The 17,792-nt window shown below is 45.3% G+C and carries 8 protein-coding genes; 4 read left to right on the forward strand and 4 right to left on the reverse strand.

The features are described from left to right. Positions 1–56: 56 nt before the first annotated feature. The 3 genes from UXZ23_RS01335 to UXZ23_RS01345 form a co-directional block, all read right to left on the reverse strand. Positions 57–6,776, reverse strand: coding sequence for a filamentous hemagglutinin N-terminal domain-containing protein (locus UXZ23_RS01335; protein ID WP_320818860.1), 6,720 nt, complete (start codon positions 6,774–6,776; stop codon positions 57–59). A gap of 96 nt (positions 6,777–6,872) precedes the next feature. Further along, positions 6,873–8,924, reverse strand: coding sequence for a ShlB/FhaC/HecB family hemolysin secretion/activation protein (locus UXZ23_RS01340; RefSeq protein WP_320818861.1), 2,052 nt, complete (start codon positions 8,922–8,924; stop codon positions 6,873–6,875). Positions 8,925–9,334: 410 nt separating this feature from the next. Further along, positions 9,335–10,219 carry a Stp1/IreP family PP2C-type Ser/Thr phosphatase gene (locus UXZ23_RS01345; protein ID WP_320818862.1) on the reverse strand — a complete coding sequence of 295 codons (885 nt, stop codon included), beginning with the start codon at positions 10,217–10,219 and terminating at the stop codon, positions 9,335–9,337. A gap of 239 nt (positions 10,220–10,458) precedes the next feature. Here UXZ23_RS01345 and UXZ23_RS01350 point away from each other — a divergent pair, with 239 nt between their 5' ends. Then, entirely contained in the window at positions 10,459–11,187 is a 729-nt protein-coding gene (locus UXZ23_RS01350) for a transposase (protein ID WP_320818863.1), read from the forward strand. A 90-nt stretch (positions 11,188–11,277) separates the two neighbouring features. Here the strand turns inward: UXZ23_RS01350 and UXZ23_RS01355 are convergent, their stop codons facing one another. After that, a complete protein-coding gene (locus UXZ23_RS01355; RefSeq protein WP_320818864.1) occupies positions 11,278–14,088 on the reverse strand; it encodes a GLUG motif-containing protein in 2,811 nt (936 codons plus the stop codon). Positions 14,089–14,669: 581 nt separating this feature from the next. Here UXZ23_RS01355 and UXZ23_RS01360 point away from each other — a divergent pair. From UXZ23_RS01360 to UXZ23_RS01370, 3 genes are all read left to right on the forward strand, one after another. Next, the gene (locus tag UXZ23_RS01360; RefSeq protein ID WP_015485571.1) at positions 14,670–15,158 is read left to right on the forward strand and encodes an Hcp family type VI secretion system effector; all 489 of its coding nucleotides are present in this window, start codon (positions 14,670–14,672) and stop codon (positions 15,156–15,158) included. A 151-nt stretch (positions 15,159–15,309) separates the two neighbouring features. Further along, positions 15,310–17,196: a type VI secretion system Vgr family protein gene (locus UXZ23_RS01365; protein ID WP_276666642.1), complete on the forward strand. Its 1,887-nt coding sequence runs from the start codon at positions 15,310–15,312 to the stop codon at positions 17,194–17,196. 11 nt (positions 17,197–17,207) lie between these two features. Beyond that, the gene (locus tag UXZ23_RS01370; protein WP_320818865.1) at positions 17,208–17,792 is read left to right on the forward strand and encodes a DUF6931 family protein; all 585 of its coding nucleotides are present in this window, start codon (positions 17,208–17,210) and stop codon (positions 17,790–17,792) included.

A 17,792-nucleotide genomic window follows, 5' to 3' on the forward strand; every position in this document is an offset into this window, starting at 1 on the left:
GCTACGCCCAAGCAATGCTTGGGCGGTAATTTTTATTAATTAATGGCTGCTTTAGATTACGGCAATGCCACTTCCCTTCTCAACGATGCTGGTAGAGTCGCGCTATTGCCTTCTTTAGAAATCCCGCCAGCGCTAATTGCACTCTTTAGGATTTGGCCGATTTCATCGCTAACTTTTACAACCACTTTAATGATTTGGCCGTCGGCGATAGACGATGGGTTTTTAATACTTGGATTTTGTTTTGCAATTTCGGTCCAAGCAAAGCCATTACCCAAATAACGTTTTGACAAACTCCAAAGCGAATCACCTGCCTGGAAAACGTAGTCTTTTACGACACCCAGCATTTCGCCCGATTCGCTATAAGCAACTTTAATATCGCTATTATCGTCGGCTACAAACGTACCGGCTTTGCTCAATTTCTTGGCTAATTTCTTCTTCTCATCATCTTCTTCTGATTCGCCATCCAATTTATATTCGTCGTAATTCACGCCGCCTGCTGCGGTTGGTTCATACGACGATAATAAAGCGGCTAGTTGCGCAGTATCCAACGTAGATGGAACTTCAGAACTCGCATAATAATTGTCGGCACCTGCAATGGAGTTGGCGTCGGCAATATACGGCGTCAGTGATTCAAAAATCGCAGGATCAAGTTGCGCTAGATTTTGCACGGTATCGGTAATAATCAATGCCGACTGCTGTGAGCTGATCAAAGAGTCCGATTCAATACCTTCTAGCTGCGAGGTAATCGGCGCACCATTCGGGAAGAACGGTGTTACGTAGTAAAGCGCCTCAAGGTCTAGATTAAACGACACGTCGAAGGTTAACTGACTTGCATCCGCCGACGAACCAACGCCTTCCCACAAACCAGCACCTTGGCGATCCGATTTACCGGTACCAATCGATACCGATTTCGCAACAAAGTTAACCTCGTTACGGGTCTCAGTAGTTAACAGCCCCGTACCTTCAACAGCGCTATCTAAAATAACAGTACCGCTATCACCCACATCAATCGTGCGTAACACCAGATCACCGTTTTGAACGAACGTGGCGTTGATCGAACGATTGTCGTTGGTGCTGACATTTAAAATATCGATCTCAGTATCAAGGTCGATATCACCGGATGCGTTAACGTCTGCTAGATGGGCAATTAAATTACCCGTAATCGCATTTTTACCAACGTAAGTTGAATTAATGATCACATCCTTCTGACCATTAAAGTTCAAATTCATGTCCGAAGGCACTGCTTGTATAGAAGCGGTTGAAGAGTTGCCACCAATGAAACTGACACTCTCACCGGCAAATACAGCTTGCAACGAAGTCGATAGATTCAAATTACCGACATTATTGTTCAACACTTCAAACTGACTAAATAGGAAGTCGCCAAGAGAATTAACACCGTCTGAAGCTTGGTTAATAATCCAAGCGAGGCCATCAACATTGCTGATTAAAGTATCCTGGCCTTCTCCACCATTCAAATTCTCCATGCCGTCGAAAGTGGTCGAATTGGTAATGACTGACGTATCACTATTTACGTTGAATACATCATCGCCGCTCGTGCCTAACAAGGTATCGTTAAGATCTGCTGTTACGGTTGCAACATTGCTCAAGGTTAATTGATTAACAATAACTTGGCTTTCTTCAGCACCTAGCTCGAAGGTCTCTGCGATTGCAGACCCTGTAACACCTTCACTAACAACATCCACATTTTCAACATTTTTAAACTGATAACGTACAGAGTTAATTTCGCCATTTATGCCGGTTAAGGTCCAATCAACACCAGCTCGGCCAATGACCGTATCGTCGCCACCTTGAGTATCAACAGCGCTATTAATTAGATAGAAATTAATTTCGTTGGCTGCCATACCAGCGCTTGTCAGCTGAATGGTGTCTGCTTCGTCACTACCAGACAAACGACCACCACTCATGTTCGCCGAACTAATATCACTGAAAGTAATATCCGAAACCAGCAGTTGCTTGTCGGCACCCGTTAGTTGCGCATCAACCGCCACACCGAGTGTTGCAATCGAGTCGATACTATCGGCACCGCCATTAACTACATCGACAGATTCAAACTGCATATTTTTAACGGCTAACGCATTCGCGGTTGTATTAACAACATACACTTCGTTCTCGCTATTAGAGCCATTTAACGTGCCGCCACCGAGCTTAACTGTGTCGACATCATTGAACGTAATCGCTGAGGCAGAGATTTGATTATCGACAGCCGTTAAATCAGCGGTAGCTTGAACACCCGTAGCAACTTTAACAACGTCGTCCATGCTTGAGCCTGCGTTAACAGCAGATACTGCCGTTAAGCTCATTCCATTAACGGTAACTGCATTATTGGTGTTACTGATTTCGAAGGTTTCGCTGCTATCGGTACCGGTAACGACACCTTGAGATAGATCCATACTATCTAGCCCAGAGAAGTTAATACCTGAAGCGGTTAAAGCATTGGTATCGGAAGTCAGCGCTGCATTCACTAATTCAGTCGTTACTACGGTGTCACCTAAATCAGTACCGGCATCAATTGCCGATACATTAGTGAGGTCGATACCATTCACGTTCACTTGATTAAGAGCAGTGCTGATTTGGAATGTTTCCGCTTCGGTATTTGTTCCATTCAATGCTCCGCTATTTAAATTAGCAGCATTAATATTCGTGAATACAATACTTGAAGCGGTAAGCTCTTTTTGAGCTGCAGCCAATGTTGCATCAACAGCAACAACGGCTGTGATTGCATCGCCAGCACTTGAACCTGCGTCAATGGCAGCAACCGAAGTCAGATTTATGCCATTAACAGCCACTTTGTTATCGGCGGTGCTGATCTCAAAGGTTTCGTTTTTACTGTCAGTACCGGTTAATTGACCTTGAGAGAGGTCTGCACTATTCACGTTAGTAAAGTCAATACCAGAAGCGGTTAGCGCATTATTCTCGGCCGTTAAATTAGCATTCACTGACTCGGTCGTTGTGATCGCATCGCCAGTGTTTGTGCCTGCGTCAACAGCACCGACTGAAGTCAGATTCATGCCATTAACAGCCACTTTGTTATCGGCGCTGCTGATCTCGAAGATTTCATCTTTGGTGTTGGTACCGGTTAATTGACCTTGAGATAAATCAGCGCTATTCACTTGTGTGAAGTTGATACCAGAAGCAGTCAGCGCATTATTCGCGGCAGTTAAATCAGCATTCACTAATTCGGTCGTCGTGATCGCATCGTCAGTACTTGAGCCTGCATCAACAGCGCCTACTGACGTTAAGTTCATGCCGTTAACAGCAACTGCGTTAGTTACTGTGCTGATCTCGAAGGTTTCACTTTCAGCGTCGGTACCGGTTAATTGACCTTGAGAGAGGTCTGCACTATTCACGTTGGTAAAATCAATACCAGAAGCAGTGAGCGCATTATTCTCGGTAGTTAAATCAGCATTCACTAACTCGGTCGTTGTGATCGCATCGCCAGCGCTTGTGCCTGCATCAATCGCGCCGACTGAGATCAAGCTCATGCCGTTAACAGTCACTGCGTTAGCAGCTGTGCTGATCTCGAAGGTTTCATTGTCGATGTCGCTACCGGTTAATTTACCTTGCGAAAGGTCTGCACTATTCACATTGGTAAAGTTGATACCAGAAGCGGTGAGCGCATTATCCGCAGCCGTTAAGTCTGCATTCACTGACTCAGTCGTTGTGATCGCATCGCCAGTGCTTGAACCTGCGTCAACAGCACCGACCGAAGTCAGATTCATGCCATTAACAGCCACTTTGTTATCGGCGCTGCTGATCTCGAAGGTTTCATCTTTGGTGTCGGTGCCTATCAACTTAGAACCAACAAGATCGGCGGTTTCTATATTTTGGAACTGGAAGTTAGTAGAGCTCAACTGCTTATTATCTTCAGTCAGATTCCAATCCGTTCCAGCTTCACCCGTCACCTGGTCGTTACCACCTTTCGCATCGATAAGACTATTAATTGCGCTAAATAAGATGTTGTTAGCTAATAAACTCGCACCGGATAATTCAAAGGTATCAGCGTTACCGCTACCACCCAGTACGCCATTGCTTAAATCGGCATTGTTAATAGCACTGAAACTAATACCAGAGGCCGTTAATTCATTGTTTGTGCCTGTTAGCTCCGCATTCACTGACTCGGTCGTTGTGATCGCATCGCCAGCGCTTGAGCCTGCATCAATGGCAGCAACCGAAGTCAGGTTCATGCCGTTAACAGTCACTTCTTTATCAGCGGTGCTGATCTCAAAGGTTTCATTGTCGGTGTCGGTACCAGCTAACGTTTGACCGTCTAAGTTCGCAGTCTGGATATCTGTAAAGGTAATGCCTGATGCTTTCAATTCATTATCAGTATCGGTTAAATCAGCACCAATACCCGACGTTGTAACATTATCACTGCCATCTCCAGCTTCTACAGAACCGACATTACTAAAGACAATGCCGTAAGCGCCTACTTCGGCAGAACCATTAACAGTGAACTCATCATCACTAGCGGTACCGTTAAGAGTTTGGCTATTTAAATTTGCAGTTTCAACTCCAGCAAAGGTAATACCTGACGCTTTTAGCTGATTGTCAGTACCTGTTAGCTCCGCATCAATACTCGACGTTGTAACATTGTCACGGCCATCGCCAGCTTCTACAGAACCGACATTACTAAAGACGATGCTGTCAGCGCCCACTTCGGCGGAACCATTAATCGTGAAGTCGTCATCACTGGCGGTACCATTAAGTGTTTGGTTATTTAAACTTGCCGTCTCGATATCCTTAAAGGTAATACCTGAAGCTTCTAGTTCATTGTCAGTGCCTGTTAAATCAGCATCAACGCCTGACGTAGTTAAATGATCGCTACCACCTCCAGCGGCAACGTTAGTCACACTTTTAAAAGTGATTTCGTTTGCTATGACTTGATCTGCATTATTCACCGTAAAGGCATCATCACCCATCGTGCCGTTCAGGGTTTGACTCGCGACATCAACAATTTCGATGTTGTTGAATGTATAACCGTTAGTGGAGGTCACACTGTTTGTGCTACCTAACGTCCAATCAACACCAGCAAAGCCATTAACGGTATCTTGATCACCCTTGGCATCAATGGTTGATGATAGGTTTTTAAATTGAATCGCGTTCGCTAACAGAACCGTAGCAGCATCTGCCGCCGAACTGGCTGATTGAAGAGAGAAGGTATCAGTCAAATCACTGCCCGCTAACGCTTGGCCGTCTAAGCTGGCTGTTTCAACATCTTTAAAGATAATGCCTGCAGCTTTCAGCTCATAATTGGCACCCGTTAAATCCGCACCAATGCCTGTCGTTGTCACGCTATCGCTGCCAGCATCGGCAGCGACAATGCCTACACCAGTAAACGTGATGCTGTCTGCGCCTACTTCTGAGGCACTATTCACCGTAAAGGCATCAGCACCCGTTGTACCGTTCAGAGTAGATCCAGAGCCAGATACCGAAGTAAGGTTATTAACCTTTAATTTCGTGGTATCCGATGTACCAATAGTTAATGCTTTATTTTCTCCAACAAGATTTAAATCTTTATAAGAAGAAGAGGCATTTGAAACATCCAATGCCGTCGCATAAGCATTCATTGACCCCGCATCACCAGAAAATGATATACCGTCTTCAATAGTTAGGCTGTCAACTGCGACATTAACATCACCCGCGTTAATAACTAAGCTACCGGTATCAACCGAAATGACCTTATCGTCTGTAGAAACGCCACTACCAATAGAAACTTCACTACCTTGGATTGTAATCGCAGCATTATTAGCGGAATCTCCCTTTACCGCAGTTAAGTTTCCACTATTCGATACGGATGCAACAGCACTTGCATCCTGAACACTACTAACTAAGCGAATTTCACCATCAATAGTTGCGATACCAGTAGCTTGTATGGTGCCCGTGTTATTTACAGCAGCATCCAATAAATTTGCAGCGGTACTCGCTTCAAGTGTAATTTGGCTAGCAGCAATAGTGCCGCTATTTACTACAGATGAAGCGACAGAAGCACCAACAATGCTTTCGATACCCAAAACATCAGAACCAAAAGTAATTGTCGCACCATCGGCTCCAATCATATTTACAACGCTGGCGTTGATAGTGCCGGCGTTAGTAACTTGACCACCTAAAAAAACCACAGAAGATGTTGCGTTAAGACCGCTGGCTGTAATTACAGCATTACTAGTTAGCGCACTAGCACTACCACTATCCTTAAAGACTAAGCCAACGGTATTTTCGGTGTCATTAACAAAGTCAGTTAAATCATAAGAGGTATCGAGGCTTAATGTAGATGCCACGAGACCGCCCACATTGATGCTTGCTCCGTCAGCAAACACAAGTCCATTTGGATTGACTAAAACTATATTTCCTTGAGCGTTAATACTACCTAGAATCTTTGAAAAGCTACCACCAATAACATTGTTAACCGCAATATCTGTTTCAGCCTGATTGAAGGTTAATGTTTCAGCACTACCTATATCAAAAGTCTGCCAATCAATAACCACCCGACTTGATGTTTGGTTTACCACATCAATTCCAGTCACCTGATCGCCACCAAAGTTTGCAAGACCTTCTTTAACCTCAGCCCCAGTAGGCAACGCCAACACCGCCACCGGCATGACAATCTGCCCGGCAATTAAGCTACCTAACAAACTACCTCTTATTCCTGCTGCAATTAAATTCGCATTGCGAATGGCTTCGGCGAGTTGTTTCAGCTTAGGTAAAAATCCAGTCGCTGCAGTGGTTACGTTTTTGCTAGTGTTGGTGTTCTTAGTCATGTCGCTATTCTCAACATCAAGGGGGCGTCCCCAAATTCATCCGTTCATTCACACGTATGTGAATAAAATCCTTTTATCCGTTTTCTTCGTCAGTTGTTAAAACACGAAATTAATATCGGCAAACACTTCTACTGTGTCTGGCTTTTCGTTTAGTTTTTCAACTGAGCTATCGCCTTCTGGGTCTAGGCTTGATTTACCTTCAATCGGTGTCGCTATAGTAATTTTCGAGCTAAAGGTGTTACCCCATGCTGCTTTAATTACAATACCGGCGGCGCTCATACGCGCCCATTCGTCATCGGCTAAGCCACCGCTATCGGTAGTGAAGCCGCCATTTTGTACGCCGTAGGCAAAGTCTAATAACAAGCCTGCTTGAAATACTTCGCCGAATGTACGATTTCCAATGAAAGACCAGCGCGGTAAGTCGAAGTACCATTCGTTAGCTATATAAGCCGAAGTGTCGGCAGAGAACTTTCCTACGCGGAATGCGCGCACGCCGTTGGCACCGCCCATACTAAACTGTTCAAAAGACGGCAACGATGCGGAGGAGTATTGCATTTTTATCGTAGTAATAAGTCGGCTGTACTCTTCGCTAAATGGCAGAGGAACAAAGAATAGCGAGTTCGTATCAATACCAAATTTCGTAAAGGTATCGTCACGCCCTTCGGCTACTTCATTTTTATGCTCGCCATACTGCAATGTAAAGTTAGCTACGTTCAACATGCGCAAGCCTGAGCGGTTGAGGCCATCAATATAGAAATTAAATTCACCACCAACAGCGTGATCGCCAGCAGGAATAAACTCACTGTCGATTTTTGTTTCTTTGTCGGTCAGGGTAAAACCTGTCGACATGTTAAAATCGCGACTGCGCTTAATTTTATGATCGATATTTAACGCGTAATTAGAGCTGGTGCCTTCTAGCTCCAGCGCGTTAATCACGCCGCCATCTTCATCAACAATCGAGTAGCTGTTGTAGTCGGCAGAAAGGGTTACGCGTGTTCTTAAACTAAAGAACGGGAATGAGTAAGAAAACTGACCAAGATTGGCGCGCGATTCGTTATCGGCTACGTTTTTGCCCTCAATATCTTCTGAGCGCAAGTAACCCACTTTTAAGCTGTCGCCAAAACCAATCGGGTTGTACCACTCCATGCTGGTAAATAATCGTGTATCACCGGTAAATGCCGAGCCATGATTATCTAAACGAACTAAAAATCTTAGCGTTTCTTCGTCGCGCACGTTTAATTTAAGTTTCGTTTCACCAGGATTGTCACCCGCGGTAAATGCGCCGGTAATATTCATACCAGGCAAGTCGTTTAGAATATACAAAGACTCTTCAATACGAGTACCGCTAACGGCTTTATCCATTACTGGTTCAAATGGCGAACTCAGAGTTTTGAGGGTGTATTTTTTGTTGTTAATGGCTTCAACTTGTCCTAGACGCCCTTCAAGAATAGAAAGACGTACTATGCCATCTTTAATATTTTGTGCAGGTAATTGCACACGGGTAAGAAAAAGACCTTTTTGACGATAAAATAGCGTCAATTTGTTGGTTACTTCTTCAAGATCAGCGTAGCTTAGGCCGCGATTACGGTTTTGTTGACGAACAATTTCTACTAGATTTTGCATGTCTTCATAAGTCAAATTATCCGCATCACCCTGACGGCCAATTTCACTAAGGTATTCAATCACTTCGGCTGATTCATCAATGGTAAAACCACCGGCAATACGCTTTTCTTCCTTCATGTAATCCGCACGCAAACGTTCGGCTTCTTTCTCTACGCTTGCTTTTGTTATACCAATTTCTGGATATTCGCGTAGATCATCGAATACAAATTGATTAACGATAATTCGCGGGCCAGCATCACGCTTAGCGGCATCAGGAATTTCACCGTTTAATTTAGGTGCTAGCTCGTCCTTTTTTTGCCGTTCGGCATAGGCATCCGACACATCTCCGCTAGAGTTGGGTGCATCGATTCCAAAAATAGATCTCAGTGCATTAAGATCTGTTTGCGGTGGCGCTACAGCAGCACCCTCTGCATGAACAGAAAATGAGCCCGCCGTTAGCATTATGGTTGAAATCGCCACAGCCAAAGATTGCTTCATGCGATTTAGACTGGTTATCAACGTCAAACTTGCATCACCCTTTAACATTTTATTCCTTAATTATGTTAATTAGAGCCGTCGACGAAAAAGCAGAAAAACAAAAAGCCGACGGGCTCTCAAAAGGTGAGAACGGTCGGCTACAAAATCTATAGAAGAAATTAGAAGACATCCGTGCCTCACAGAAAAATCCATTAGCGATTTACGATCCTAAGATCATCGCGCAGCCAGCTTATGCTCTGGCCGAGTGTCTTGTCGGGTAGTAAGCGGTCGATTCACGCCCCACGACAAAATCGCGCGCATTATAGCAATATGATTGAACGAATAACACCCAACAGAGTGATGCAATGCGCGGCAAGTTCTGAACACATGTTACTTAATAAACCAGCATACCTACAGCTAGAAATGCTGGTGAAATCATGGCGAGTCAGTTTAGGCAGGATGCGCCAATCAAGAAGAATTCAGTGAATAGGTCGATCCCTGCGTACCGTAGTATCCTCACCCGAACCCGTCGGTACACTGTCAGTTACGACAGGACTTGCCGTGGAATTTGCCGTGAACTCAATAATTCCAACACTGATGTTATCTTTACCGCCACACTGATTTGCTTCATCTATTAAACGATAACAACACTCCAATGCAGGACGGTGGGTTGCCAATACATGCTCTAATTCTGAATTATCGAAATATTCACTCAAACCATCGCTGCACAGTAACAGCAATGAGCTTTTGTTTAACTTTAACGATTGAATTGTTGGCTCAACATCTTCAGTAACGCCTAGCGCACGGGTGATGTGGTTGCGAACATTACTGACCCTAGCCTGCTCTTCAGTTAAGGCGCCCGCATCTATCATGTCTTGTACAACGCTGTGGTCTTTCGTTATTTGAACGATGCCAGCGGTACTCCACATATACGCCCGAGAATCGCCCACATGAGCCACCACAAGCTGATCCTGCCACACCAACGCTAGCACGAGCGTAGTCCCCATGTGAGCAAACTGAGGATTCTCATGCTTAGCATCGATAATCGACTGATTAGCGTGATTGATAGTATTGTGAATTGCAGAGTGAATCATCAAATTCTGCTGGTCGGGTGTGCAAGCTAAGAATATGGGAGTAATCAAACCATCCAAAACCTGGCTGAAAGTCTCTACTGCAATTCGGCTCGCTAGCGAGCCGCCGCTGTAGCCTCCCATGCCATCGGCAATCACCACATATCCAAACGGCAGGGTTGCATCCGCGTGCCAGCGAATTGCATCTTCGTTTTCATCCCTAACCCGCCCAATATCGGTTTTGCCATTGACTGCTAGGCGCACGCCTGCGGTATTGCTCATCATTAATTCCATGTCTTAGATTGACCATGCTAGCAATTTGCGAGTGTTCTGCGCGCTATTTGCGTGGCTCAAATTAGGTTTGGCAAAATTAAAACAAAATTAGCTCGTCTCTGGTAGGCTGTTGTTGCATCAAGCGTAAAGAATTTAACCATGGTTGATTTTACGGAGGGGGTTTTGCATAATCCCGCCTGCAATGGAAGCATAGGTTATGCTACAGGTGTATCTAATAGAGTAGGGACGCGAAAGAGGTTATGGCTAGACTGCCGCGAATTAATATAGCCAACATTCCTCAGCATGTTGTTCAGATCGGGCACAACAACCTGAACTGTTTTTTTGATGACGAAGACTACGACTTCTACTTAGCCTCGCTTAAAAAAGCTGCCGATCAATACGACGTCAATATTCACGCCTACGTATTACTCCCTAACGCCGTACAAATAATCGCTACACCTAATATCCCACAAGGCATCTCATCTATGATGCAATCGCTGGGACGCCGCTATGTACAATATATAAACCATCGCTACCAACGCTCAGGAACACTATGGGCTGGTCGTTATAAATCCAGTGTTATTGACTCCGATGCCTACCTGCTTACCTGTTATCGTTACGTTGAACTAAAACCTATGTACGAAGGCCTGGTCGACAGCCCAGAGCTGTATGCTTGGTCTAGCTTCAACTACCACACAGGTCGAGAATCCAGCGATCTTATTGCCGATCATCGCTTATTTATGAACCTTGGCGATACTCACGAAGATAGAGCCGATGAATACAGCGCTATGTTCCGCTTCCGTTTTGACCGCATGCTGCTCGACTATATTGCCGAGACGATAAAACTCGGACAAGTGTTAGGTGGAGATCGATTTACGGAAAAAATCGAACAAATTGCCAACCATCGCGTTCGTCCTCTAAAACGTGGTCGCCCAAAAAAGAAAGGCATGGATGAGAAAAGCAATTCTTCAGACACGACCCCTGTGTAAGCCCTATTTTTGACAGAAACATTGGTAAAGAAACAATATAAAAAACGGGGCGAATGCCCCGTTTTTTATTACTTAAAATTGATCAAACAATCACACACCACAAGCAAGCCTTTGCTTACGCATGAACAGCAAGCCGCCACATAGCATTAGCCAGAAGAAACTCAACGCTCCGCCGCTCTTTTTACTGCTGGTTGAACCGGTATTTCCTGGGGCAGAGTCAGTTATTTCGGGCTCGACGACCGCTGGAACATACACCCAAAAAGTAATCGAAGCCTCAGCACTGAGCGGTGGGTAATGGTTGTCTGTCACCACAACCGATACCGTGTATTCACCCTCAGATAAATCAGCAGAATTAAGGCTGATACGGTTATCCGATTCTGTTGTTCTGGTGATGCCTTCGTACGTCCAGGTAAGCGTATGACGATCACTTTCATCAGGGTCGGTAATGGTGGCGACTAATACGATGTCGCCATCACCTGCCATGATATTCCCCACATCAAGATCATCTTGCATTAAGGTCAGCGTCACACTTGGCGCTTGGTTAGGGTCAAGAACCCCATCGGCATCGCCATCGCGATAAACAATGCCGTTAATGATTAAACCGGGTAATTGTGAAGAGGTACCGAAATCCCACAAGGTGTCATCCCAAGTGGCATACAGCGTATTATTCACAACGCAGTCGTCGGTGTTATCGCTAGAGGTTGGGCATTGTAATTCGGCGAGCGTGGCACCAAAGTAGTTGTCTCTTTCTGATTCTAAAGCACTATTTAGCTGGCCGGAGGTGTCGGTAGCCCAATAGCTGTTGGTGATCGTTACGCCAACTTCGCCATAAAAACCCAACACCCCCCCTTCATAATCATCCGTGGCGGTCACTAACCCCGTAGATAATGAATTAGAAAGCGAGGAGTTTAAATATAAAAATCCAGCGATACCACCGACATTTCTGGAGCCATTTACAGCCCCGGTAGCAAAGACGTTCGCAATTGAAACTGATAAATCTGTTATTCCAATCAAACCTCCGACAATTTCACTACCTGATACCGATCCGGTACTGTAGCTTTGTTCAATTGTCGCCTTGCCATAGGCATAACCAATCAAACCACCGACATAGTAACGGCCTGCAATACTCATTAACTTGCCGGTTAGCCCAACATTTCGGATCACAGCATTTGCGCCATGAACATCACCGAATAAACCAACTTCCTCGGCACTGACGCGATTAATGTATAAATTTTGAATTTGGTAACCATTCCCTTCAAAGATCGCGGTAAATGGATTCTCATAACTACCGACCGGCTCCCACCCTTCTCCATCATTCCAATACGCGTCATTCTCATCCATCACGCCATCGGCATTGGTGTCGAAATCGAGATTCGTCGTCAACTCATACCCAAAACAACGCGATTGAAGCAAACCGTCAAAAAGCGCTATAGGACAACCAACACTATCCACACTTCCGCCAGCGATTAATGTACGGCCAGTACCTGCAAGGTTATAACGCATTGCGTTAAGCTGTTCGAGACTAGACACCTCGATTAAACCATCCGAATCCGCATCCGCATCTGTAATACCGTCGTTATTATCATCGGTGTCATCATTGTTATTAATACCGTCATTATCAATATCGTTAGGGTAACCATCCAATGTTAGGTCTGAAGACTCTTGGCAACTGCTATCACAATCATCAGCCCAGCTATCAGGGTAACCATCTAAGTCTCCATCCTGCCAAGCCGCAGCACTATTCGGGAACTGGTCCAGAGCCAAACCGCTGTCCGCAATGCACTCCTTCTTACAACCTAGTGTCCATGTATCTGGATGCCCATCACTGTCACTATCAACAGATGCCGCGCGATTGCTGGGAAAATCATCATCCTCATCTAATGAACCATCACCGTCACTATCGCGATAGGTGGTACCGCTCAAAATTAAACCGGGGAGCTGACTACTTGTACCAAAATCCCAAACGCCACTATCCCATTCGGCATAAAGCGTTTGATCTACCACGCAGCTTGTATCGTTGCCACTAACAGGACACTGCAGTTCAGCTAGGGTGGCCGCCGATACCGAGGTACTACCAATACCCGTTGTATCAACCGCCCAATAACTATGGGTGAGAACAGAGCTATAGGAAACACCCACTAAACCGCTGACAAAAGAATTACCCGTCACCGCGCCAGTGGCGAAACTGCTATTAATGGTGCTATCAGAGAAGTAGCCAACTAGGCCGCCCACATACTGATAACCGGTCACCGCTCCGCTGGCGTAACTGTTGTTAATGACACTACTGTCGAGGTAGCCAGCCAAGCCGCCCACATACTGATAACCGGTAACGACGCCGGTAACGTAACTCTGCTCTATCCTTGCTGCGCTCTTTGCATAGCCCACTAGCCCACCAACGAAGTAATCTCCCTGTACTTGCATCATCTCGCCGGTTAATCCGATATTACGCAGCTGAGCGGATTCGCCTGAGATAACTCCAAATAACCCGACTAAAGTTGTACCTCTGCGGTTGATAAATAAGTTGCGGATTTGATGCCCGTTTCCGTCGAAAGTAGCCTTGAATAGAACCGAGAGGTTACCAATCGGCTCCCACCCTGCACCGTCATTCCAATAGGCGTCATTCGCATCCATCTTGCCATCGGCATTAGTATCGAAATCCAGAGTGGTCGTGAGTTCAAAGCCAATACAGCCATCTACCGGGCAGCCGGTGCTATCACCATACAGGCTGGTGCCGTCGAGGTTATTACGAATTTCATCGAGGTCGGCCAGGCTGTTAATTTCGATCAGGCCATCGTCGTCTAGATCGTAGTCGGCACGGCCTGCATCGATAGCATAAGCAGTCGGAAGTATGAGAGAACCGAGAATGATCGGTATTAATACGCGGAGTGTGGTGAAGGCCATGATCAGAAACATCCTTTTAATGTGTGATGGCGAATCATAGGATTGGCCATCGTGTTCCAGCGCTTACATTGGGTAATTTTGATTAGGTAGAACGATACCAAATTTGGGCGGCAATTAAAGCAAGAAAAACCGAAACAAGCACTCCAATTCGTTTTATTCAATACGAATTTAAATCATATACTTTGAGCAATACTGTTGTTATACAATCCCCACCAATAGACATAAAACGCCATCTTCGAAATTAATTTTATTAAAAGGGGTCAGAGTCATTTGGGCACAAAAACTCACCTTAATTCATCAATAATTCGCCGAAATTACGACTAAACCGCCGAATGTTGTTTGTTATTTATACAATCTATAAAAGGGGTCAGAGTCGAGATACCTGCCTAAATCGTTGTAAATTTTAATTCGTGCCAGAGTCGATTAAATTAATGAAAAACAGGGGTTTAAACCATAAATTAAATTTGTTTTACTCTGCACCACTTGCCGTATGGGCAGTGGCTCTTTCATTGCATTTTAATGAAAAGTCGATGACCGAGCCTGATGGAAATAGTCTTTAAATAACATAGAGGAATTGTTAAATGGCGATTTATATGAATTTCAACGAAAAGTCTCCAGCTGGTAACGTTACCGCAGCCGGCTACGAAGACTGGATTGAAGTTGACAGCATGAGCTTTGGTGTTGGCCGCTCTATCAGCATGCAAGCTGGTGCAATGGCTAACCGTGAAGCTTCTCGTCCAAGCATCAGCGAAGTGACGATCACTAAGCCTTTAGACGCTGCTTCTGGCGGTCTTTTCAAAGCATCTGTAACGGGTGACTCAGGCGTTAAAGTTGAGATCCACGTAGTTCAAACTGGTGCTGAGAAAGTTGAAAAGTACGCAGTTTACAAACTAGAAGACGTTATCATGTCTTCTTACAGCGTTAGCGCTTCAGCTGGCGGTGCTCCACAAGAGTCTATCTCTTTAAGCTTTGCAAAAATCGAAGCTGACCTGACTCACGCAGACAAGACCAACAAGAACACCAAGAACATGAAAGTTGGTTACGATCTAACGACTGCTAAGCCGTTATAATAAGAGAGCTTTTCTCTTATTAAGCAGGGGGGCTCTCAGGCAATGCCGGGGATTGCCCCCTGTTCCGTTTAAGATTTACAGCATAAATAAACCATAAAGGACGCGCATTTCTCATTGCGCTAACAATCACATATAACGTGGTGACAAGGTCATGTCGGTACTCAGCCAGAATAAACGCCTCATTCAAGTCGATACTCCGGTAGGAAAAGACGCCTTTACTGTGTCGGAATTAATTGGTGATGAGTATATATCGGATCTTTTCCGCTACACCCTAGAATTGTTTTCAGACAACCATGATATCAATCAAAAAGATATTGTTGGCAAAGACATCACAGTATCCATTCTTGCCGATGGCGAAACGACTACTCGCTATATTAATGGTTACGTCAATCATTTAGCCATGCTCGACGTCAACGACGAAGGATTGCGTCGTTATCGCTTGGAGATGGTACCCGGCCTTTGGTTTACCACCCTTGGTTCGAAAAACCGAATTTTTCACAAAAAGAACGTGAAAGACATTGTTAGTGAAGTTCTGGGCGAATATTCAAAAGTCGTTACCCATCAATTTAAGCCGACGGGTTCTTATTTAGTTCGCGAATATTGTGTGCAGTTCGACGAGACCGACTTTGATTTTATTTCTCGCTTACTAGCCGAAGAAGGCATTAGCTATTACTTCACTCATGATGATGGTAAACACGAATTAGTACTTGCCGACGACATGCAAGACTACTTTGACGCGGCCTCTGAAAAAATCGAATACGATGGTGGCGGTACGCAACCGACCAAGCACACCATTCACAGCTGGCAACGCAGCTTTAATTATCATACTGGCGGTTTTGAATTTAAAGATTACAGCGAATTCACCACCACGAAAGATAACAAGCAAGTCGTCAAAACTAAGTCACCGCTTAACAGCGTGTCTGACTTCACGACCAGTGGTTACGGTATTTATAACTACGAAATAGATGGCGAAAATAAGCACAAATTCATCGACGCGCAAAATAAAAGCGCGAGCGAAAAAGCGATGGAAGCCCACGAAGCAGGCTTCGATGTCGCCCAAGGCACCAGCGATGTCGTGACATTAGCCGCCGGTGGTCGTTTTGAGATAGATCACTCGATTACTTCTGAATCGGGTAAGTACTTACTTACGCAGGTTCATATCGTTGCTCGCGACGGCAATGATCAAGATACACATTTTTCCAACCGCTTTGTGTGTGTACCTAACGGCGTTATCGTACGGCCTAAGCACAATAACTTTGCGAAGAAAATTCATACACCACAAATTGCGACCGTAGCCGAAGTTAAAGCCACCGGCAGCGATAGCTCTAGCGACGTACTAACCCAAGTAAAAGTAACCTTTCCTTGGAATACCGTTCAAAATTCTTGCTGGGTACGCGTAGTACAACAATTTGCAGGTAAAGGCTGGGGCGCAAATTTTGTACCGCGCGTTGGCCAAGAAGTGGTTATCAGTTATATCAATGGCGATCCAGATCGCCCACTCGTCACTGGTGCGGTCTATAACGGCACCAACGATGGTCCTAATTACACCGCGACCCAAAGTGGCTGGAAAACCGCCATCAAAGACAGCAAGTTTAACGAATTGCGCTTTGACGATAAAAAAGGCGACGAAGAAATCTACATGGAAGCAGGTAAAGACCACAACTGGGTGGTGCATAACGACCAGACTGGCCTTGTCGAAAATGATCAAACCTTAACCATTACCGAAAACCGCACCGCAACTATTTCGAATGGTAACGATACCCTAACGGTATCTAAAGGTGATCAAACCACCAAAATTGATGCGGGTAACCATACTCTGAAAATAGCGAAAGGCACCTCCACCATTGATGCAATGGGGGCGATTAAAATCACCTCAAAAACATCAATCGAATTAAAAGTGGGCGCCAACACCATTAAAATCGATCAATCAGGCATCGAAATTAAAGGCACTATGGTGAAAGCGAAAGCCAGCGCAATGGGCGAAGTATCTGCCGGTGGTATTCTCACCGTGAAAGGCGCTCTGACTAAGATTAACTAATTGAGACAAACATGAGTGATCTAATCAAAATTCAGGCCTTAACCGCTGATGAGTTGCTAAAAGAGTTCGAATTTACAGAACCCGAAGCCGAAGACGTTGTTATTCCGGATACCGCACCGCAAATCAGTATTGAGCGCCTAATCGCTGCAGGATTTTATGCCGACGCCATTAAATTGCTGGCGCACGGCTTGCCAAAGCGCGAATCCGTTTGGTGGGCTTGCCTAGCAGCCCGCAAAGCTCAAACCGCCGAAACCAGCGAAGACAACATCAACGCCTTATTAGCCACCGAGGCGTGGGCGAAAAAACCCACCGAAGAAAATCGTCTGCGTTGCAAAGCATTGGGCGAAAAAACCCAATATAAAACCGCCGCTAGCTGGGCAGCGACCGCAGCCAACTGGTGCACAGGAAGCATGACGCCACCGGGCGAACCTGAAGTTCAGCCACCACCGTTCTTATACGCACACGCAGTGGCCGGATGCATCACCCTCGCCGCGGCAACCATAGACCCAGAAGCCATCGACGATTATTACAAACACTTTTTAGCCCAAGGAATAAACCTTGCCCGTGGCGGCAATGGTTTAATTGAGGAGGCATAA

Origin of the sequence: Thalassolituus sp. (assembly GCF_034111725.1) — a bacterium.
Classification (GTDB): domain Bacteria; phylum Pseudomonadota; class Gammaproteobacteria; order Pseudomonadales; family Oceanobacteraceae; genus Thalassolituus.